This window comes from Paracoccus sanguinis (assembly GCF_900106665.1).
In the GTDB taxonomy this organism is placed as follows: domain Bacteria; phylum Pseudomonadota; class Alphaproteobacteria; order Rhodobacterales; family Rhodobacteraceae; genus Paracoccus; species Paracoccus panacisoli.
The window spans coordinates 1,180,456-1,199,024 of record NZ_FNNA01000001.1; the positions used below are offsets into that span (position 1 = coordinate 1,180,456).

At 70.0% G+C, this 18,569-nt stretch carries 18 protein-coding genes; 9 read left to right on the plus strand and 9 right to left on the minus strand.

What is annotated here, in order from left to right; genetic code table 11:
* Positions 1 to 172: 172 nt before the first annotated feature.
* The 6 genes from BLW17_RS05775 (at position 173) to BLW17_RS05800 (ending at position 7,301) form a co-directional block, all read left to right on the plus strand.
* Positions 173 to 1,102 carry a LysR family transcriptional regulator gene (locus BLW17_RS05775; protein WP_036733290.1) on the plus strand — a complete coding sequence of 310 codons (930 nt, stop codon included), beginning with the start codon at positions 173 to 175 and terminating at the stop codon, positions 1,100 to 1,102.
* 157 nt (positions 1,103 to 1,259) lie between these two features.
* Positions 1,260 to 2,264, plus strand: a complete 1,005-nt coding sequence (locus BLW17_RS05780; RefSeq protein ID WP_036733287.1) for a Bug family tripartite tricarboxylate transporter substrate binding protein — start codon at positions 1,260 to 1,262, stop codon at positions 2,262 to 2,264.
* A gap of 97 nt (positions 2,265 to 2,361) precedes the next feature.
* Positions 2,362 to 2,934: a tripartite tricarboxylate transporter TctB family protein gene (locus BLW17_RS05785; protein WP_052176362.1), complete on the plus strand. Its 573-nt coding sequence runs from the start codon at positions 2,362 to 2,364 to the stop codon at positions 2,932 to 2,934.
* Positions 2,935 to 2,947: 13 nt separating this feature from the next.
* A complete protein-coding gene (locus BLW17_RS05790) occupies positions 2,948 to 4,459 on the plus strand; it encodes a tripartite tricarboxylate transporter permease (protein ID WP_036733284.1) in 1,512 nt (503 codons plus the stop codon).
* Positions 4,456 to 5,367: a shikimate dehydrogenase family protein gene (locus tag BLW17_RS05795; RefSeq protein WP_231572776.1), complete on the plus strand. Its 912-nt coding sequence runs from the start codon at positions 4,456 to 4,458 to the stop codon at positions 5,365 to 5,367. The genes BLW17_RS05790 and BLW17_RS05795 overlap by 4 nt, the downstream gene beginning before the upstream one ends.
* Entirely contained in the window at positions 5,364 to 7,301 is a 1,938-nt protein-coding gene (locus BLW17_RS05800) for a bifunctional sugar phosphate isomerase/epimerase/4-hydroxyphenylpyruvate dioxygenase family protein (RefSeq protein ID WP_036733281.1), read from the plus strand. The genes BLW17_RS05795 and BLW17_RS05800 overlap by 4 nt, the downstream gene beginning before the upstream one ends.
* 43 nt (positions 7,302 to 7,344) lie before the next feature.
* Here BLW17_RS05800 and BLW17_RS05805 read toward each other — a convergent pair whose 3' ends face one another.
* Positions 7,345 to 7,809, minus strand: a complete 465-nt coding sequence (locus BLW17_RS05805) for an Lrp/AsnC family transcriptional regulator (protein WP_036733278.1) — start codon at positions 7,807 to 7,809, stop codon at positions 7,345 to 7,347.
* A 197-nt stretch (positions 7,810 to 8,006) separates the two neighbouring features.
* Between BLW17_RS05805 and hppD the strand changes: the two genes are divergently transcribed.
* Together hppD and BLW17_RS05815 are read left to right on the plus strand one after the other, a co-directional pair.
* Entirely contained in the window at positions 8,007 to 9,107 is a 1,101-nt protein-coding gene (gene hppD, locus BLW17_RS05810) for a 4-hydroxyphenylpyruvate dioxygenase (protein WP_036733275.1), read from the plus strand.
* A complete protein-coding gene (locus tag BLW17_RS05815) occupies positions 9,104 to 9,478 on the plus strand; it encodes a Rieske (2Fe-2S) protein (protein ID WP_036733272.1) in 375 nt (124 codons plus the stop codon). The genes hppD and BLW17_RS05815 overlap by 4 nt, the downstream gene beginning before the upstream one ends.
* A gap of 107 nt (positions 9,479 to 9,585) precedes the next feature.
* On the opposite strand, the gene hmgA is transcribed toward BLW17_RS05815, so the two are convergent.
* Both hmgA and BLW17_RS05825 read right to left on the minus strand, forming a co-directional pair.
* Positions 9,586 to 10,938: a homogentisate 1,2-dioxygenase gene (gene hmgA, locus BLW17_RS05820; RefSeq protein ID WP_052176361.1), complete on the minus strand. Its 1,353-nt coding sequence runs from the start codon at positions 10,936 to 10,938 to the stop codon at positions 9,586 to 9,588.
* Between the two features lie 108 nt (positions 10,939 to 11,046).
* Positions 11,047 to 11,526: a MarR family winged helix-turn-helix transcriptional regulator gene (locus tag BLW17_RS05825; protein WP_052174959.1), complete on the minus strand. Its 480-nt coding sequence runs from the start codon at positions 11,524 to 11,526 to the stop codon at positions 11,047 to 11,049.
* 310 nt (positions 11,527 to 11,836) lie between these two features.
* On the opposite strand from BLW17_RS05825, the gene BLW17_RS05830 reads away from it, so the two are divergent.
* Positions 11,837 to 13,705, plus strand: a complete 1,869-nt coding sequence (locus BLW17_RS05830; protein WP_036733269.1) for an extracellular solute-binding protein — start codon at positions 11,837 to 11,839, stop codon at positions 13,703 to 13,705.
* A gap of 63 nt (positions 13,706 to 13,768) precedes the next feature.
* On the opposite strand, the gene BLW17_RS05835 is transcribed toward BLW17_RS05830, so the two are convergent.
* The 6 genes from BLW17_RS05835 to dapF all read right to left on the minus strand — a co-directional run bounded on the left by BLW17_RS05835 (position 13,769) and on the right by dapF (position 18,533).
* Positions 13,769 to 14,110, minus strand: coding sequence for a hypothetical protein (locus tag BLW17_RS05835; protein ID WP_036702892.1), 342 nt, complete (start codon positions 14,108 to 14,110; stop codon positions 13,769 to 13,771).
* A gap of 94 nt (positions 14,111 to 14,204) precedes the next feature.
* Positions 14,205 to 14,546: a DUF2794 domain-containing protein gene (locus tag BLW17_RS05840; RefSeq protein WP_036733266.1), complete on the minus strand. Its 342-nt coding sequence runs from the start codon at positions 14,544 to 14,546 to the stop codon at positions 14,205 to 14,207.
* Between the two features lie 58 nt (positions 14,547 to 14,604).
* Complete coding sequence (gene panC / locus BLW17_RS05845; RefSeq protein ID WP_197055270.1) at positions 14,605 to 15,462, minus strand: pantoate--beta-alanine ligase; 858 nt, start codon at positions 15,460 to 15,462, stop codon at positions 14,605 to 14,607.
* Positions 15,459 to 16,280 carry a 3-methyl-2-oxobutanoate hydroxymethyltransferase gene (gene panB, locus BLW17_RS05850; protein WP_036733260.1) on the minus strand — a complete coding sequence of 274 codons (822 nt, stop codon included), beginning with the start codon at positions 16,278 to 16,280 and terminating at the stop codon, positions 15,459 to 15,461. The genes panC and panB overlap by 4 nt, the downstream gene beginning before the upstream one ends.
* Positions 16,281 to 16,446: 166 nt before the next feature.
* Positions 16,447 to 17,697 (minus strand): tRNA (N(6)-L-threonylcarbamoyladenosine(37)-C(2))-methylthiotransferase MtaB, encoded by a 1,251-nt coding sequence (gene mtaB / locus BLW17_RS05855; RefSeq protein WP_036733257.1) that lies wholly within the window; start codon positions 17,695 to 17,697, stop codon positions 16,447 to 16,449.
* The gene (dapF, locus tag BLW17_RS05860; protein WP_036733254.1) at positions 17,694 to 18,533 is read right to left on the minus strand and encodes a diaminopimelate epimerase; all 840 of its coding nucleotides are present in this window, start codon (positions 18,531 to 18,533) and stop codon (positions 17,694 to 17,696) included. The genes mtaB and dapF overlap by 4 nt, the downstream gene beginning before the upstream one ends.
* Between the last annotated feature and the right edge of the window lie 36 nt (positions 18,534 to 18,569).

Sequence of the window (18,569 nt, forward strand, 5' to 3'; positions counted from 1 at the left end):
GCCGCCGCCGCGCCGCAGGGCGTCGGGGGTCCGGGTGCAGACTATCACGCTTTGCCGGGCCGCCAACCGGCCGCTGGCGTCCGGGTTTTACATATCACTCGATATGTGTTGTTCAAGGCGGTTGCTCGCCCGGCCCCGGCTGGTGTCATGTGCATCTCGAGGGGGGCGAAGGATGCGCGAGATCACGCTGCGTCAGCTCGAGGTCATCCGCGCGGTGATGCTGCGCGGCACGATCGCCGGCGCGGCTGAGCATCTGGGCATCTCGGCCCCCGGGATCAGCCGGCTGATCAAGCACACCGAAGCGACGCTGGGGATCCGTCTGTTCGAGCGACGCGCGGGCAGCTTCGTCCCGGCGGTCGAGGCGAGCGCCGTGTTCGACCAGATCCGCGCCGTCTACCGGGGGGTCGAGAACCTTCAGCTCGCGCTGTCGGCGCTGCGCAAGGGCGAGCAGGTCGAGCTGGGATTCGCCTGCGCGCCCTCGATCGCGCAATTCATCGCCGCCCGCGCCATCCGCGGCGTCCGGGCCCGCTATCCCGACCTCTACATCGACCTCAACATCCTCAAGATCGAGGAGACGATCGACTATCTGCTGCTCGAGCGCGGCGAGTTCGTCATCATGTCGTCCCCGGTCGACAACCCCGGGATCGACAACGGCTATCTGATCGCCGCGCCGTTGGTCGCCATCGTGCCGGCGGGGCACCGGCTGGCGGCGCAAGCTGCGATCTCGATCCATGACCTGATGGCCGAGCGGGTGATTGGGGTCGATCCGGCCGATCCCTACGGCGCGCAGCTTGCGCGGCCGTTCCTCGACGCCGGGCTGGCGCTGCGCCACGACATCCGGGGCCGCTTTGCCCAGACGGTGGTCAGCCTGGTGCGGCACGGGCTCGGGGTCGCGGTCATCGACGCGTTTTCGGTCGCCGAGGTCTACATGCCCGGCCTCGAGCGCCGTCCGCTGGTCGAACGCGCCGAGTTGCACGCCTATGTCGTGCGCAAGAAGGGCCGGGTGCTGTCGGCCTTTGCCGAACACGCCATTGGCCAGTTCCGCAAGGAGCTGCGGGCGGCCGCCAACCTCATCCCCGCAGCTTCGGCTTCCCGGGGCTAGGCGCCGAGCGGCGGCGTAGAGCACCCGCCCTGTGCGGGCATAACATCATGTTAAGAGAACCGCTCAGACGGTATTTGACGTTACGTTACCGGATGCGGTTTTCTGTCTTCACTCGGCGCCCGACTCGCGCCCGACAATCTCTGGGAGGGGAACCCGCATGAAGCACTTCGTCTTTTCCGTCGCCGCTGCGCTGACGCTCGGCCTTGGCGCCGCGTCGGCGCAGGACTATCCGAACAAGGACATCCAGGGGGTGATCCAGTGGGGCGCCGGCGGCTCGACCGACACGATCATGCGCTCGGTCACACCGCACGCCGAAAAGGAGCTGGGCGCCAAGGTCGTGCTGCAGAACGTCACCGGCGGGGTCGGCGCCATCGCGCTGAACCAGGTGGCGAACGCGCCGGCCGATGGCTACACCCTGCTGATGGGCGCCGAGAACCCGCTGATCTACAAGGTCATGGGTCTCGGGAAGAAGGACTATGACGACTTCGTGCCCGTCTCGATCCTGGCCCGCGGCACCGCCATCCTCGTGGCCGGCAAGGACGCCCCCTTCGACGACTATGCCGAGCTGATCGAGCACATCAAGGCGAACCCGGGCAAGGTCAAGTTCGGCTCGACCGGACCGGGGGGCCTCGCGTCGGTCGTCACGGCCATGCTCGAGGCGGTCGAGGGCGATCAGGACATCATCGCCGTGCCGTTCGACGGCGACGGCCCGGCGCTGACGGCGCTGCAGGGCGGGGCCATCGACGTGATGCCGGCCGTGCTCGGCGCCTCGGTCGAGCAGATCCGCGCGGGCAATCTCAAGCCGCTGGCGCTGATCGACACCGCCGCCAACCCGCTGCTGCCGGAAGCCAAGCCGATCACCGAGTTCAACCCGGCCTATGCGAAGTTCCTGCCCTGGGGCCCGTTCTTCGGGGTGTTCGTCGCCAAGGACGCCCCGGCTGACGCCGTCGCCAAGCTGCAGGCGGCCTATGCCGCTGGGGCCAAGAACGCCGACTTCCTCAAGCTGATGGCGGACCGCGGCTATACCCCGATGGGGATCAGCGGGGCCGAGGCCGAGACCTTCCTCAAGAGCTGGCAGTCCACCACGGCCTGGCTGCTGCAGGACGCGGGCCTCACCAAGGCGTCGCCCGAAGAGTTCGGCATCGCCCGTCCCGCCCAGTGATCCGCTGATCCTGTCCCAGTGACCCGGCCCGCGCCGCACGCTGTCTGGCACGCGGCGCGGCCACTGTCCCGAACTCGGCCCCGCGGGAGGAGCTGTCATGAGCGACGACGACCACCACGTCCATTTCGACCCCGCCTACGAACACGAGGGGACATCTGACGCCACCCCGGGCGGCTACGACCGCGAGCGCCGCCCGGGCGAGGTCGCCTTTGCCGCGTTCCTCGTGCTGTTCAGCCTCGCGCTGCTGTGGAATGCCTACGGCATCTCGGGGTTCGAGGCGCTGTCGGGCGCCGGCACCATTCCGATGGTGACCGCCGCGATCATGCTCGTGACGGCCGCGCTGTCGCTGCGCCGGACGATGGCCCGGCCGCTGGTGGCGGGCGAGGCGCTGAGCCGCGATATCCTGCCCCGCAATGTCGTGGTGTTCGTCGGGTTGCTGATCGTTTACGCGCTGCTGCTGCACCCGCTCGGCTTCATTCCCACCTCGGCGCTGTTCCTGCTCGCCTCGGTCAAGCTGCTCGGCCGTTACGGCTGGGGGTTCGCGCTCGCCGTCTCGATGGGGACGCTGGCGCTGATCTGGATCGTCTTCCGGCTGATCTTCTCGGTCCTGATGCCCGAAGGGATCGTCCCCGAGGGCGAGTTCATCCAGCTTTTCCGCAACCTGTTCTGAAAGGACCCGCGCGATGCACGAGATCATGGCCGCCCTGACGGTCCTGACGGACCTCAAGCTGTTTCTTCTGGTCGGGCTCGGTACCTTTGCCGGCGTCTACATCGGGGCGATCCCCGGGCTGTCGGTGACGATGGCGGTGTCGATCCTGATCTCGTTCACCTTCTCGTGGGAGGTGTACCCCGCCCTCGCGCTGATGATCGGGATCTTCATGGGCGGCGTCTACGGTGGCTCGCGGACGGCGATCCTGCTGAACATCCCCGGCGCGCCCTCGGCCATCGCCACCGCCATGGACGGCTATCCGATGGCGCTGAAGGGCGAGGCCGGGACGGCGATCGGCGCGACCACCGTCATGTCGTTCTTCGGCGGGCTGATCGGGATCATCGTCCTGGGTGTGGGCGCACCGTTTGTGGCGGATTTCGCCATCCGCTTCCAGCCGCGCGACTACATGCTGCTCGCGGTGCTGGGCATCCTTCTCGTCGGCTCGCTGAGCGAGGGCAGCCTGACCAAGGGGATCTTTGCCGGCGCGCTCGGCATCGCCATCGGCGCGGTGGGGATGGACCCGCTGACCTTCACCGAGCGCTTCACGTTCGGCATCCCGCTGCTGACCGGGGGCATCTCGTTCGTGGCGGTGATGATCGGGATGTTCGGCGTGTCCGAGGCGCTCTTGCAGCTGCACCACGTCGACAAGACTTCGGTGCGCCAGAAGATCGACCGCATCATCCCGACGTGGTCCACGGTCCGCAAGCACCTGCCGCTGGCGTTGCAGACCTCGTCGATCGGGGTGGTGATCGGCGCCCTGCCCGGTACCGGCGGCGACATCGCCGCGCTGATGGCCTATGACCACGCCAAGCGGGTGACCCGCAACCCCGAGGTGCCCTTCGGCAAGGGCGCGATGGAGGGGCTGGTCGCCCCCGAGACTGCCAACAACGCAGCCGTCGGCGGGGCCTTCATCCCGATGCTGACGCTGGGCATCCCCGGCGATGCCGTCACCGCGATCATGATCGGGGCGCTGTTCATCCACGGGCTGAACCCGGGCCCGATGCTGATGATCGAGCAGCCGGACATGTTCTGGTTCATCCTCGGCGCGCTGTTCGTGGCCAACATCTTCATGCTGATCTTCGGCCTCACCGGCATCCGGCTGTTCACCAAGATCGTCGAGATGCCGCTCGCGGTGCTGATCCCGCTGATCCTGCTCTTGTCCATCGTCGGCGCCTTCGCGGTCAACAATGCGATCACCGACGTCTACTGGATGCTGCTGTTCGGTGTGCTGGGGTATTTCATGCGGCTCTATGGCTATCCGCTGGGGCCGGTCATCCTTGGGGTGATCCTGTCGCGGCTTCTGGACGACAACTGGCGCCGGGCGATCATCTCGGAAGGCGAGAGCCTGGGCGGGTTCTTCCGCGGCATCCTGACCAGCCCGCTGTCGGCCGCGCTGTTCCTTGCCGTGGTGCTGATCTTCGTCAGCCAGACGCCGGTCTGGGCGCGGATGAAGCGCGCCCTGTCGCGCCGTGAGGGCGGGGCATGAGCGGCGGGGCGGACGGGCGGACGGCGCGGGACATGGCAGACCTCGCGGTGGACCTGCAGCTGGGGCTGATCGGCGACAACATCGCCGCCTCGCAGTCGCCGCGGCTGCACCGGCTGGCGGGGGCCTCGAACGGGATGCGGGTGAACTATGCCTCGCTGATCCCGGCCCGCGAAGGCGCGCCCTTCCCGGCGCTCTTCGCGCGGGCCGCGGCCCAGGGCTATCGGGGCCTGAACATCACCTACCCCTACAAGGAGCAGGTCGTGCCGATGGTCTTGGTCTCGCCCGAGCTGGCGCGGCTGGGGGCGGTCAACACGGTGATCTTTGCGCCCGAGGGCCCGCAGGGGCACAACACCGACTATACCGGCTTCATGACGGCCTATCGCGGGGTGCGGGGCAGCACCCCGCCCGGCGTGGTGGCCCTCATCGGCACCGGCGGGGTCGGGCGGGCGGTGGCCTTTGGCCTCGGCACGCTGGGCGCGTCCGGGCTGCGGCTGGTGGATCGCGACGCCGACAAGGCGCGGGCGATGGCCGCCGACCTCGCACGCGCCTTTCCCGACATGGAGGTGCACGTCGCCGCCACCGCCGAGGACGCCGCGGCGGGCGCGCAGGGACTCGTCAACTGCACACCGGTGGGCATGGTCGGTTATCCGGGAACCCCGCTGCCGGGCCACGCCATGCGCGGGGCGGAATGGGCCTTCGATGCCGTCTACACCCCGGTCGAGACCGAGTTCCTGATCGACGCCGCCGCCGCCGGCGCTGCGATCATCTCGGGGTGGGAACTCTTCTATTGGCAGGGGGTGCACGCCTGGCGGCTGTTCACCGGGCGCGACGTGGACGAGGCGTGGCTGCGCGCGGCCCTGATCGCGGGCGAGGACGTCACCCCCAGCGGACCGGAGGCCGCGGCATGAAGACCGGCATTGCCACCGTCTCTGTTCCCGGCGTGCTAAGCCAGAAGCTTGCCGCCATCGCCGCCGCCGGGTTCGACGGCATCGAGATCTTCGAGCAGGATTTCATCGCCGATGCCCACAGCCCGGCCGAGATCGGCCGCATGGTCCGCGACCACGGGCTCGAGATCCTCCTCTTCCAGCCGTTCCGCGACTTCGAGGGCCTGCCCGAGCCCCTGCGCAGCAAGGCGATGGACCGCGCCGAGCGCAAGTTCGACGCGATGCAGGCGCTGGGCGTCGACCTGATGCTGGTCTGCTCGTCAGTCCATCCCCAGGCGCTGGGCGGCATCGACCGAGCCGCCGCAGACCTCGCCGAGCTTGGCCGCCGCGCCGCCGCGCGGGGCCTGCGGGTCGGGTATGAGGCGCTCGCCTGGGGACGCTACGTGGACGACCACCGCGACGCGTGGGAAATCGTCCGCCGTGCCGACCACCCGGCGGTCGGGCTGATCCTGGACAGTTTCCACACCCTCGGGCGCGGCATCGACCCCGACAGCATCCGCCGCATCCCGGGCGACCGCATCTTCTTCGTGCAACTCGCCGATGCGCCGCGCATCGACATGGACCTGCTCTACTGGTCGCGCCACTTCCGCAACATGCCCGGCGAGGGCGACCTGCCGGTGGGGGACTTCCTGTCGGCGGTGCTCGAGACGGGCTACACCGGGCCGCTGAGCCTCGAGATCTTCAACGACCAGTTCCGGGGCGGCCAGCCGCGCGGCATCGCCCGCGACGGCCACCGGGCGCTGCTGGCGCTGATGGATGACGTGGCCCGCCGCCGCGCCGCGTCGGTTGGCGGACTGGCTGCGGCGGCCGGTACTGCGACGTCTGGCGCAGCCGCTCCGATGCCCGCCGCACCTCTGCCGGCGGTGCAGCCGGTGCGGGGGACAGCGTATCTCGAGGTCGCCGCCCGCGACGAGGATGCCACGGCGGTCGAGCGGGCGCTGGGCACGCTGGGCTTCACCCGCGCCGGCCGCCATCCCGCCAAAGCCGCCGAGCTGTGGAGCCAGGGCGACATCCGGATCATCGTGAACGCCGAGTTCGAGGACCAGGCGGGCGCGGCCTACAACGTCCACGGCCCCTGCATCTACGAGGTCGGGCTGATGGTGGACGACCCCACGGCGCTGCGCGACCGGGCACTGGGGCTGGGGGCAGAGCCGTTTTCGCAGCCCGGTGCGGACGGGACCGAGCTTTTCGCCGGAATCCGCGGGCCGGGCGGGCTGATCTTCCGCTTCCTCGCGCCGGGCCAGCTGCCGGGCGTGTTCCGCGACGAGTTCGGTCACGATCCCCGCGACCGCAACGTCGGGGCCGGGCTGGCGCGGGTCGATCACGTTGCCGCCACCATGTCCTACGACGAGATGCTGAGCAGCGTCCTGTTCTACCGCACTGTCTTCGGAATGGAAAAGGCGCCGCTGGTGGACGTAGCCGATCCCGACGGGCTGGTCCGCAGCCAGGCGATGCGCGCCGCCGGCGGGGCGTTTCGCACCACGCTGAACGGCGCCGAGCAGCACCGCACCCTTGCCGGCAGCTTCCTGTCGGACAGCTTCGGCGCCTCGATCCAGCATCTGGCGCTGGCGACGGACGACATCATGGACACGGCGCGCCGTTTGGCCAAGCTCGGGTTCGAAGCGCTGCCGATCTCGGACAACTACTACGCCGACCTTGCGGCGCGGTTCGACCTTGGCGCGGCAGAGATCGCGGCCCTGCAGGCTGGCAACATCCTCTATGACGAGGACGCGCAGGGCCGGTTCTGGCAGCTTTACAGCCGCCCCCTGTTCGGCGGGCTGTTCGCCGAGATCGTCCAGCGCGACCGGGGCTATGACGGCTACGGGGCGCCGAACGCGCCGTTCCGCACCGCAGCCATGAAGCGGCTGATGCGCCCGTCCGGGATGCCGCTGCGCTAAGGGCGCCGGGTCTGTGTTACGGCCAGAAAGAAGCCCTCGCGGGCTATCTGACCGGCAGCCGCCCCGAGGCCTTGACGGTGTTGAGCACGATCGAGGTGCAGACCCGCGTCACCGTGGCGTGGCCGAGCAGCGTGCGGTTCACCAGATCCTGCACCCCGGCGAGGTCGGGGACGATGGCCTTGAGCAGATAGTCCTTTTCGCCGCTGAGGGCATAGGCCTCCTGGATATAGTCGGTGCGGCGCAGGATGTCGTGGAAATCGGCGGCGGTGGCCTGGCTGTGGGCGACGAGATTGACCTCGACGAAGACGGTGATGTTGAGGCCCAGCGCCTCGGGCGACAGATCGGCGCGGTAGCCGCGGATCAGCCCGTCGCGCTCCAGCGCCATGCGCCGGCGCGAGCATTGCGAGGCGGAAAGCCCGACGCGCTCGCCCAGCTCGGCGTTGGTCAGGCGGGCGTCGTCCTGCAGGGCGGCGAGGAGGCGGCGGTCGAAGTCGTCGAGGTCGGGCATGGGCGCTCTCTGTGCGCGAAGCTGTGCTGCAATGCAGCGTGAGGCGCGGTGAAACGCGCCCGGCCAAAGCTATCATGCACCGCGGGAGCATTCCATGCACAACTCATGCGCCCTGCCTCTCCCCGAGCCCCGTTTCGCACACACCGCGCATGGCCGCGCTTGTATGATCGTTGCAACCGCAACCATGGGAGGGAATCATGGGCCCGTTTCCGCATGACGCGCCGCGCGCGACGATCACCGCCGCCAACCCGGCCGGCACCGACGGCTTCGAGTTCGTCGAGTTCGCCCACCGCGACCCGAAAGAGCTCGAGACCCTGTTCCGGCGCATGGGCTTCACCGAGGTCGCGCGGCACAAGACCAAGGACATCTCGCTCTACCGTCAGGGGCGGGTGAACTACATCCTCAACCGCGAGCCGGGCGGCCATGCCGCGCGGTTCGTGGCCGAGCACGGGCCCTGCGCGCCGGCGATGGCGTGGCGGGTGGTGGATGCGCAGGTGGCGCTGAAGCGCTGCCTCGACTACGGGGCCGAGGAATACACCGGCGCCGACAAGACGCTGGACGTGCCGGCGGTGATCGGGATCGGCGGCTCGCTGCTCTACCTCGTCGAGACCTACGGCGAGAAGGGCTCGCCCTACGCGGCCGAGTTCGACTGGCTGGGCGAGGCCGACCCGCAGCCGAAGGGGGTGGGGTTCTACTACCTCGACCACCTGACCCACAACGTCATGCGCGGCAACATGGACACCTGGTACAGGTTCTACGCCACGGTGTTCAATTTCCGCGAGATCCGCTATTTCGACATCGCCGGCAAGCAGACCGGGCTGACCAGCCGGGCGCTGACCTCGCCCGACGGCAAGATCCGCATCCCGATCAACGAAAGCGCCGACGCGCACAGCCAGATCGAGGAATACCTGCGCGAGTACAAGGGCGAGGGCATCCAGCACATCGCCTGCGGCACCGACGACATCTATGCCGCCACCGACGCGCTGGCGGCCAACGGGCTCGAGTTCATGCCCGGCCCGCCGTCGATCTACTACGACAAGTCGTTCGAGCGGGTGACCGGCCACGAGGAACCGATCGAGCGTCTGGAAAAGCACGGCATCCTGATTGACGGCGAGGGCGTGGTGGACGGCGGCGAGACGCGGATCCTGCTGCAGATCTTCTCGAAGACCGTGATCGGGCCGATCTTCTTCGAGTTCATCCAGCGCAAGGGCGATGACGGCTTCGGCGAGGGCAACTTCAAGGCGCTGTTCGAGTCGATCGAAGAGGACCAGATCCGCCGGGGCGTGCTGACCGCATGAGCGAGGGCAAGGGGCCGGCGTGGCGCGGCTATCGCGGCGCGCCGGCCGTGGGCGCGGTGATCTGCCGGCTGGACGAGGTGCCCGATCCGGGCACCCGTTGCCTGCGGATGGGCGGGTTTCCGGTCGTGCTGGCGAGGAGCGGCGCGGTGCTGCGCGCCTATGTCAACGCCTGCCCGCACCAGTTCCTGCCGCTCGACCAGCGCGGGCCGCAGGTGATGAGCGCCGACGGCACGAAGCTGCGCTGCACCAACCACGAGGCGGCGTTCCGGCTGACCGACGGCGTGGGGGTCGAGGGGCCGGCCTCGGGCGAGACGCTGGACCCGATCCAGGTGCGCGTGACCGACGCGGGCGAGGTGGTGATCGCGGAGTAGATGGGGCGGAGAGAGTTCGCGGGCGGCTTGCACCGCCCGCCGGAGCGCGGGCGGCTTGCACCGCCCGCCGGAGCGCGCCCGCCTGCCCCTTCGCGCCGCCCGCCTCGCTATTTCTCGCCCGGCGTCCCGTCGAACTTCTTCTCGAGGCTTGCCCAGCAGTCGGCATAATCCTGCTGCAGCGGCATCTCGGTCGCGGCCCATTCGGTCAGGTGCTGCGGGAAGCGGGTCTCGAACATGAACTGCATCGTCTCGGTCTGCCGCACCGGGACCATCGGCTCGGTCGAGCCATGCTCGAACGCCGCCCGGTCCGGCCCGTGCGGCAGCATCATGTTGTGGAGGCTGACGCCGCCCGGCACGAATCCTTGCGGTTTTGCGTCGTAGACGCCGTGGATGTTGCCCATCAGCTCGGACATGATGTTCTTGTGATACCAGGGCGGGCGGAAGCTGTGCTCGGCCACCATCCAGCGGTCGCGGAACAGCACGAAGTCGATGTTGGCCGTCCCCTCCTGCCCCGAGGGCGCGGTCAGGACGGTGAAGATCGACGGGTCCGGGTGGTCGAAGAGGATCGCCCCGACCGGCGAATAGGTCCGCAGGTCGTATTTGTAGGCGCAGTAGTTGCCGTGCCACGCCACCACGTCGAGCGGGCTGTGGTCGATGAAGCTTTCGTGGAACTGGCCGCACCACTTGATGACCACGCGGCTTCGCACCTCGCGGTCCTCGAACGCCGCCACCGGGCATTTGAAGTCGCGCGGGTTAGCGAGGCAGTTGGCGCCGATCGGGCCGCGGCCGGGCAGGTCGAACTTCTGTCCGTAGTTCTCGCAGACGAAGCCGCGGGCGGGGCCGTCCAGCAGCTCGACCCGATAGACGAGGCCGCGCGGCAGGATGGCGATCTCTTGCGGGGCGAGGTCGATGACGCCGAGCTCGGTGGCAAAGCGCAGCCGCCCCTCTTGCGGGACGACCAGCAGCTCGCTGTCGGCGGAATAGAAATACTCGTCCTCCATCGAGCGGGTGACGAGGTAGATGTGGCTCGCCATGCCGACCTGGGTGTTGACGTCGCCGGCAGTGGTGACGGTGCGCATCCCGGTGAGCCAGGTCAGCGGCTCGTCGCCGTGCGGGACCGGGTCCCAGCGGTACTGGCCAAGGCTGATGACGCCCGGCAGGACGTTCGGCGCCGATTTCCAGTGCGGCACGTCGATGGGGGCGAAGCGCCCGACGTGCTGGACCGAGGGGCGGATGCGGTAGCACCAGGTCCGCTCGTTCTGGCCGCGCGGGGCGGTGAAGGCGGTGCCCGAGAGCTGTTCGGCGTAGAGCCCGTAGTTCACCTTCTGCGGGCTGTTCTGGCCCTGTGGCAGGGCGCCGGGCAGGGCCTCGGTCTCGAAGTCGTTGCCGAAGCCGGGCATATAGCCCTCATGCGCGGCGGTGCCGTTGCGGGTCTCGGCGCGCACCCGCGCCCCGGTCATCGGTCCGGTTCCCTGGTCCGTCATGTCGCGGCCTCCCTCGCCCCCATCGCGCGCCCCCCTACCCCGGCGCCGATCCCTCACCAGATTATCGTTTCATATGCAACGATGTCAATCCGCGGCCGGGTCGTCCGTCGCGGCCCCGCCCCCCTCGCGCCGGGCCGCGACCCGCGCCACGGCGCCGTCCAGCGCCGCGATCCCGGCGGTGAGCGTCGCCCGCTCGGCCTCGGTCATCTCGGACAGGATCTCGTCGGCGCGGGCGCGGACCTCGGCGAAGGCCTCGGCAAAGAGCGCCTGCCCCGCGGGGGTGATGGCATAGTGCCTGAGCCGCCGGTCCGAGCCGAGCACCGCGCGGGTGATCAGCCCTTTTCCCTCCAGCCGCGCCGCCGCCCGGCTGACCTGCACCTTGTCGAGCGAGGTGCGCTGCGAGAGGCTGAGCGAGTCGATCTCGCCCGCGTCGTCGAGCAGGAACAACAGCCGCCATTCCTCGCGCGTCAGGCCGTAGGCGCGCAGGTAGACGGCGACGAGCTGGCGCGAGAACGCCTCGGCCGTGACCGCGAGGCGGTAGGGAAAGAAACCCTCGATCTCCATCGTCGTCCCCCGGCTGGGCCTGCGCGACGGGCAGGCGGCTGACGGCGGGCAGCTAAGACGCGGCCCGCCGGCCGGGTCAATCATGCCGCACCTGACCCGCTGGGCCGAGGGACAAAAAAAGACGCCCGCACGAAGCGGGCGCCAAGTCATGAGGCAGGTTTCATACAGGCAAGAAACCTATCGAGCAGTGCTCTTGATATACGCTTGAAACCCCTTGCCGCCAAGCCCCCCGGTTTGCCAGCCGCCCGGGGGGCCGATAGATTGGCGCCAAGACCGGGCGACACGATCCCGGCGCGGGGGCGGGGCAGCGATGCGAATCTTCAAATTCTCTAACGATTCCGCGATCACTCGCCTTGCGCGTGTGGCGGTGTTGGCGCTGACACCTGTTGCAGCGATGCCGCTGGCAAGTGCCGCCGCAGCGTCGGACGGCCCCGCCCATGCCCTTGCAATGTATGGAAAACCGGCGCTTGCGGCCGACCTGACCGGCTTCCCTTACGTCAATCCCGACGCGCCCCGCGGGGGGACGATTCGCTTTGCCGAGCCGGGGGGCTTCGACTCGCTCAAACCGTGGGTGCTCAAGGGCAATGCGGCGTGGGGCGTGGGCGTCCACGTCACCGAATCGCTGATGCTGCGGTCGATCGACGAGCCCTTCACCCTCTACTGCCTGCTCTGCGAGACGGTCGAGACCGACCCCGAGCGCAGCTGGGTCGAGTTCACCCTGCGCCCCGAGGCGAAGTTCTCGGACGGCAGCCCGGTGACGGTCGAGGACGTGATCTGGTCGCTCGAGACGCTGGGCACCAAGGGACACCCCCGCTACGCCGGCGCCTGGGCCAAGGTCGCCTCGGTCACGCCGGTCGGCGAGCGGGGGCTGCGCATCACCTTTGCCGAGAAGGACCGCGAGCTGCCGCTGCTGATGGGGCTGCGCCCGATCCTCAAGAAGGCGCAGTGGGAGGGGACGGATTTCGCCGCCTCGTCGCTGACCCCGCCGATCGGCAGCGGCGCCTATGTGGTGGACCGGGTCGATCCGGGCCGCGCGATCAGCTTTCGCCGCAACCCCGACTACTGGGGCAAGGACCTGCCGCTGACCCGCGGGCTCTGGAACTTCGACACCATCCGCTACGACTATTTCGCCGACAGCAACGCCATGTTCCAGGCCTTCAAGGCCGGCGAGGTCGATGTCTGGCGCGAGCTGAACGGGGTGAAATGGGCGACGGAGTACAACTTCCCCGCCATCACCTCGGGCGCGGTCGTCAAGGAAGAGATCCCGCACCAGCGCCCCTCGGGCATCATCGGGCTGGTGATGAACACCCGCTCGCCGCTGTTCGCCGACTGGCGGGTGCGGCAGGCGATGATCCTCGCCTTCAACTACCGCTTCATCGACATGACGCTGTCGGGCGGCACCGATCCGCGGATCGCCAGCTATTTCTCGAACTCGCCGCTGGCGATGGCGGCGGGGCCTGCGACGGGGCGCGAGGCCGAGTTGCTCGCCCCCTTCGCCGCCGACCTGCCCCCCGGCACGATCGAGGGCTATGCCCTGCCCGAGGGGTCCGAGAAGCTGCTCGACCGCAAGGCGCTGCGCGAGGCGGTGGGGCTGCTGGGCGAGGCGGGGTGGACCGTCGCGCCGGACGGGGTGCTGCGCAACGCGGCCGGCGACGCCTTCGCGCCCGAGATCCTGCTCAACCAGTCGGGCAGCGCCATGCGCTCGGGCGCCGAGGTGCAGCAGATCGTGGATATCTACGTCGAGGCGCTGAAGCCGCTGGGGATCATGCCGCGGGTGACGGTGCTCGACAGCGCCCAATACGTCGAGCGGACCAACCGCTTCGCCTTCGACATGAGCTGGTACGAGCGCGGGCTGTCGCTGTCGCCGGGCAACGAGCAGTCGCTCTACTGGGGCAGCGCCAGCGCCGGGCAGGAGGGGTCGAAGAACTGGATGGGGGTCCGCTCGCCCGCCGTGGACGCGATGATCGACGAGGCGGTGAATGCCGCCTCGGCCGAGGATCACGTCGCCGCGGTCAAGGCGCTGGACCGGCTGCTGACGGCGGGACGCTATGTGATCCCGGTGAGCTATCCGCAGGTCAGCCGGATCGCCCACGCCCGCCGCCTGCGCCACCCCGAGCGCCTGCCGATCTACGGCGACTGGCCGGGGTTCCTGCCGGATGTGTGGTGGTCGGCCGAATAGCCCGCAGTCCGGCGGCGTGAGTTTTCGCCGGCCCGGGGCGGCAGGCCCCCGGTCAGGCTCCGGTCAGCGGTCGCCGTCGTCGGGATAATCGTCGTCATCCCCGAAGCGCGAGTCGTCGGCGTATTCGTCCTCGCCCTCGCCCACGTATTTCCCCGACAGCGCGATCGAGTGATTGTCGTGGGTCGGGTCCATGACGACGTCCGAGGGGATCTCGCCCGCCAGCCACTCCTTGATGTCGGCGCGGGCTTCCTCGGGGTCCATCTCGGTGATTTCGGCGATGTAGCGGATGAAGGCGCGCTGGTCGCCGTCGATCTCGTCCAGCATCGCCTCGTCGGCGTCTTCCCATTTCTCCTGGATCGCCTCGTAGAAAGCGGTCCAGTTTTCCTGCACATGCGACCAGCGCATCGACGTCTCCTTGTTCGATCACCCAGCCAACGACGCAACCCGGACCCGGTTCCCGCGTGCCGCGGCGTCGGCGCCCCGCGCAAGACCGGGCGGGTCAGACCGGGCGGATCAGCTTGCGCTCGAGCACCCGCAGCACGGTGGGCAGGTCATGGCCGCGCTTGAGCACCTGCCCGTCCATGCCGACGACCGCATACATCCCCTGCGCCGCCCTGAGCCGCGGCCGCTTCTCGATCCGGTAGAGCGGGTTCTCGGCCGCCCGGCGAAAGACCGAGAACACCGCCATCTCGCGCAGGAACGACATCCCGTAGTCGCGCCACTCGCCCGCCGCGACCATGCGGCCGTAGAGCGACAGGATCACCCCCAGCTCGGCCCGGTCGAAGGCCACGACCTCGGCGGCGGGGTGCGGGAAGATCGGCTGGATCGGCTGGATCGTCATGGCGTCAGGTTGGCACCGCGCCGCCCAGCGATCAACGGCTATTCCGCGATCCCTTGGGTCACTCGCCCGCCGGCGCCGGAACCTCGACGTTGTCGATCAGCCGCACCGGCCCCAGCCAGGCGGCGGCGAGCAGCCGTGCCAACCCCTCGGCGCGGGTGAGCGGCGCCAGCGTCTCGGGGTGGCGCAGGTCGAGATACTCTACCCGCGAGAAGCCACAGTTGCGCATCGCGGCACGGGCGTCGTCGAGCACCCGCCCGACCTCCGCCCCCGCGGCCAGTTGCGCCGCCGCGCGCGAGAGCGCCGCGTAAAGCACCGGCGCGGTGGCGCGGTCGGCCACCGACAGCCGCGCGTTGCGTGACGAGAGCGCCAGCCCGTCCGCCTCGCGCAGCGTCGGGCAGGCGGCGATGGCGATGGGGATGTTCAGGTCCGCGACCAGCCGGCGCACGATCTGAAGTTGCTGCCAGTCCTTCTCGCCGAAGAACGCCCGGTCGGCGCCGGTCATCAGGAACAGCTTGGTCACGATGGTCGCCATGCCGTCGAAATGCCCGGGGCGGAAGTCGCCGCACATCCCCTCGCTCAGCCCGGCAACGTGGATCGAGGTCGCGAAGCCCGGCGGATAGACCTCGTCAACCCCCGGCGCGAAGAGCAGGTCCACTCCGGCCGGGCCCAGCACGGCGCGGTCGCGGTCCTCGGTGCGGGGGTAGTTCAGCAGGTCCTCGGCGCGGTCGAACTGGCGCGGGTTCACGAACAGCGTGACGATCACCCGGTCGCAGGCCGCGCGGGCGGCGGCGACGAGAGACAGGTGGCCGTCATGCAGCGCGCCCATCGTGGGGACCACGGCGACGGTCTCGTCGGCCGCGCGCCAGTGGGCCACGGCGGCGCGCAGATCGGTGAGGGAGCGGGCGACCTGCATCAGCGGACCTCATCGGCAAAGACGTGCTCGGGACCCGGGAAGCGGCGGTCCCGCACGTCGGCGGCATAGGCGGCGATCGCCTCGGCGGCGGCGGTGCCCAGCTCGGCATAGCGGCGCACGAAGCGGGGGCGGAAGTCGGTGAAGAGGCCCAGCATGTCGTCGATGACGAGGATCTGCCCGTCGCACGCGGCCGAGGCGCCGATGCCGATGGTGGGCACCGCGATCTCGGCGGTGATCCGGCGGGCGAGGCTGTCGGGCAGCTTCTCCAGCACCACGGCAAAGGCCCCCGCCGCGGCCACTGCCGCCGCGTCGGCGGCGATGCGGGCGGCGTCGGCGCCGCGGCCCTGCACCTTGTAGCCGCCGAGCGCGTTGACCGCCTGCGGCGTCAGTCCGACATGGCCCATGACCGGGATGCCGCGGGCGGTGAGGAAGCGGATGGTCTCGGCCATGTGCGCCCCGCCCTCGAGCTTGACCGCCCCGGCGCCGGTCTCGGCCAGCACCCGCGCGGCGGTGGCGAAGGCCTGGGCGGGGCTTTCCTCGTAGCTGCCGAAGGGCAGGTCCACGACGACCAGCGCGCGGGCGGCGCCGCGCATCACCGCCTGCCCGTGGGCGATCATCATCTCGGTCGTGACGCCGAGCGTCGAGGGCAGGCCGTAGACCACCATCCCGAGGCTGTCGCCGACGAGTATCACGTCGCAGGCCGCATCCGCGAGCCGCGCCACCGGGGTGGTATAGGCGGTGAGGCAGACGAGGGGCTGGCCGCCCTTGGCGGCCGAGATGTCGGGCGGGGTGATCCGCCGGACCGCTGCGCTGACGCTCATGGCAAACCCCCTCCTCGCCGGACCGTTGCGGGGTTCTAGCGGGATCGCGGCAAAAAGACAGGATGTCGTTGCGGCGGGATGGCGTCTGCGCCGCAGCGGGGGTTCGCCCGGTGGACGGAGGCGTTCGCCCCTTCAGGATATTTGTGCAGGACAGAACGGGGCGCGGTCAGGCGGCCAAGCGGGCGCCGTCGTGGGCGCGGATTGTGACCTCGATCAGCGCGCCCTCGGGCTGGTCGCGGTCAAAGGCGACCTCGGTGAACTGTTCGGTGCGGCCGAGGCGCGGGCCTTCGGTCAGGACGCTGTGGCGCTGGCCGACCTGGGCGGAGAGGTGGGCGGCCAGCGCCGCCGCGCCCGCCGCCCGCAGCCGCGCGGCGCGGTCGCGGATCGCCGGGCCGAGGACGGCGGGCATCCGCGCCGCCGGGGTGCCCTTGCGGGGGCTGTAGGGGAAGACGTGCAGGAAGCTCAGCCCGCAGTCGTCCACCAGTCGCAGCGAGTTCTCGAAATGCGCCTCGGTCTCGGTCGGGAAGCCGGCGATGATGTCGGCCCCGAAGACGATGTCGGGGCGCAGGCGGCGCGCCTCCTCGCAGAAGCGGATGGCGTCGTCGCGCAGGTGGCGGCGCTTCATCCGCTTGAGGATCAGGTCGTCGCCGTGCTGCAAGGACAGGTGCAGGTGCGGCATGAGGCGCGGCTCGGTGGCGATCGCCTCCATCAGCTCGGGGTCGGCCTCGATCGAATCGATCGAACTGATCCGCAGCCGCGGCAGGTCCGGGACCATCCGCAGGATGCGCCGCACGAGGTTGCCCAGCCGCGGCGTCCCCGGCAGGTCGGCGCCCCATGAGGTCAGGTCGACGCCGGTCAGCACCACCTCGTTGAAGCCGCGGTCGCGCAGGCGGCGGATCTGGTCCACCACCACCCCGGCCGGGACCGAGCGTGAGTTGCCGCGGCCGAAGGGGATGATGCAGAAGGTGCAGCGGTGGTCGCAGCCGTTCTGGACCTGCACATAGGCGCGGTGGCGGCCGAAGCCGTCGATCAGGTGGCCGGCGGTTTCCCGCACCGACATGATGTCGTCGACCATCACCCGCTCGGTGCCATAGTCGGGCGCGGCGAGGCCCGCCCAGGTCGCGGGCTGCATCTTCTCGTGGTTGCCGATGACGCGGGCGACCTCGGGCATGGCGGCGAAGGTCTCGGGCTCGGTCTGGGCCGCGCAGCCGGTGACGATGATCGGCGCGCCGGGGTTCTCGCGCGCCAGGCGGCGGATTTCCTGGCGGGCCTTGCGCACCGCTTCGGCGGTGACGGCGCAGGTGTTGACGATCACCGCACCGGTGAGCCCGGCGCTTTCGGCCATCTCGCGCATCGCCTCGGATTCATAGGCGTTGAGGCGGCAGCCGAGGGTGGCGAGGATCGGGGCGCCGCTCATCGGGCGGCCTCGGCCAGCCAGTCGGCGTCGAGCGTGCCCTCGAACACCGTGGCCACCGGGCCGGTCAGCCACACCCCGTCGTCGCGCCAGTCCACCCCCAGCGTGCCGCCGTCGAGGTCGAGCGTCACCCGCCGCCCCGTCAGCCCGCGCCGATGCGCCGCCACCGCAGTCGCGCAAGCGCCCGAGCCGCAGGCAAGCGTGACGCCGGTGCCGCGTTCCCACACCCGCATCCTGAGCCGGTCGGGGCCGGTGAGGCTGGCGAACTCGACATTCGTGCGCTGGGGGAACAGCGGGTCGTGCTCGACCTGCGGCCCGAGGGTGGTCAAGGGCGCGGTCTCGGCATCGGGGACGAAGAACACCGCGTGGGGGTTGCCCATGCCGACCGCCGCCGGGTCGCCGTCAAGCGGCAGGCGGGCGGTGTCCATCGCGCGCGCCAGCGGCACCGCGTCCCAGTCGAGCTGCGGGGCGCCCATGTTGACCCAGACGGCGTCACCCTCGCGCACCGTCGTCAGCATCCCGCGGCGGGTGGCAAAGCGCAGGCTGTCGCGGCCCAGCGCGCCCATCATCCGCGCCGCCACGCAGCGCGAGGCGTTGCCGCAGGCCCCCGCCTCGGACCCGTCGGCATTCCAGAACACCAGCCGATAGTCGGCGTCGGGGTCGGGCAGGATCTCGGCCAGCTGGTCGAACCCCACGCCGCGGTGGCGGTCGCCGATGGCCCGCGCCAGCGCCGGAGTCACCCGACCGGCGCCCGGCGCGCGGGCATCGATGACGACGAAATCATTGCCCGCTCCGTGCATCTTGACGAAGGGCAGGCCGGGGGTGGGGCGGTGGTTCATCGCGGCGATATACGGTCGCGCTCGTGATTCCGCCAG

Bases quoted from the DNA above. Each gene is read 5' to 3' on its own strand.
- BLW17_RS05775 (WP_036733290.1), top strand. From the start codon at position 173: ATGCGCGAGATCACGCTGCGTCAGCTCGAGGTCATCCGCGCGGTGATG.
- BLW17_RS05780 (WP_036733287.1), top strand. From the start codon at position 1,260: ATGAAGCACTTCGTCTTTTCCGTCGCCGCTGCGCTGACGCTCGGCCTT.
- BLW17_RS05785 (WP_052176362.1), top strand. From the start codon at position 2,362: ATGAGCGACGACGACCACCACGTCCATTTCGACCCCGCCTACGAACAC.
- BLW17_RS05790 (WP_036733284.1), top strand. From the start codon at position 2,948: ATGCACGAGATCATGGCCGCCCTGACGGTCCTGACGGACCTCAAGCTG.
- BLW17_RS05795 (WP_231572776.1), top strand. From the start codon at position 4,456: ATGAGCGGCGGGGCGGACGGGCGGACGGCGCGGGACATGGCAGACCTC.
- BLW17_RS05800 (WP_036733281.1), top strand. From the start codon at position 5,364: ATGAAGACCGGCATTGCCACCGTCTCTGTTCCCGGCGTGCTAAGCCAG.
- BLW17_RS05805 (WP_036733278.1), bottom strand. From the start codon at position 7,809: ATGCCCGACCTCGACGACTTCGACCGCCGCCTCCTCGCCGCCCTGCAG.
- hppD (WP_036733275.1), top strand. From the start codon at position 8,007: ATGGGCCCGTTTCCGCATGACGCGCCGCGCGCGACGATCACCGCCGCC.
- BLW17_RS05815 (WP_036733272.1), top strand. From the start codon at position 9,104: ATGAGCGAGGGCAAGGGGCCGGCGTGGCGCGGCTATCGCGGCGCGCCG.
- hmgA (WP_052176361.1), bottom strand. From the start codon at position 10,938: ATGACCGGGGCGCGGGTGCGCGCCGAGACCCGCAACGGCACCGCCGCG.
- BLW17_RS05825 (WP_052174959.1), bottom strand. From the start codon at position 11,526: ATGGAGATCGAGGGTTTCTTTCCCTACCGCCTCGCGGTCACGGCCGAG.
- BLW17_RS05830 (WP_036733269.1), top strand. From the start codon at position 11,837: ATGCGAATCTTCAAATTCTCTAACGATTCCGCGATCACTCGCCTTGCG.
- BLW17_RS05835 (WP_036702892.1), bottom strand. From the start codon at position 14,110: ATGCGCTGGTCGCATGTGCAGGAAAACTGGACCGCTTTCTACGAGGCG.
- BLW17_RS05840 (WP_036733266.1), bottom strand. From the start codon at position 14,546: ATGACGATCCAGCCGATCCAGCCGATCTTCCCGCACCCCGCCGCCGAG.
- panB (WP_036733260.1), bottom strand. From the start codon at position 16,280: ATGAGCGTCAGCGCAGCGGTCCGGCGGATCACCCCGCCCGACATCTCG.
- mtaB (WP_036733257.1), bottom strand. From the start codon at position 17,697: ATGAGCGGCGCCCCGATCCTCGCCACCCTCGGCTGCCGCCTCAACGCC.
- dapF (WP_036733254.1), bottom strand. From the start codon at position 18,533: ATGAACCACCGCCCCACCCCCGGCCTGCCCTTCGTCAAGATGCACGGA.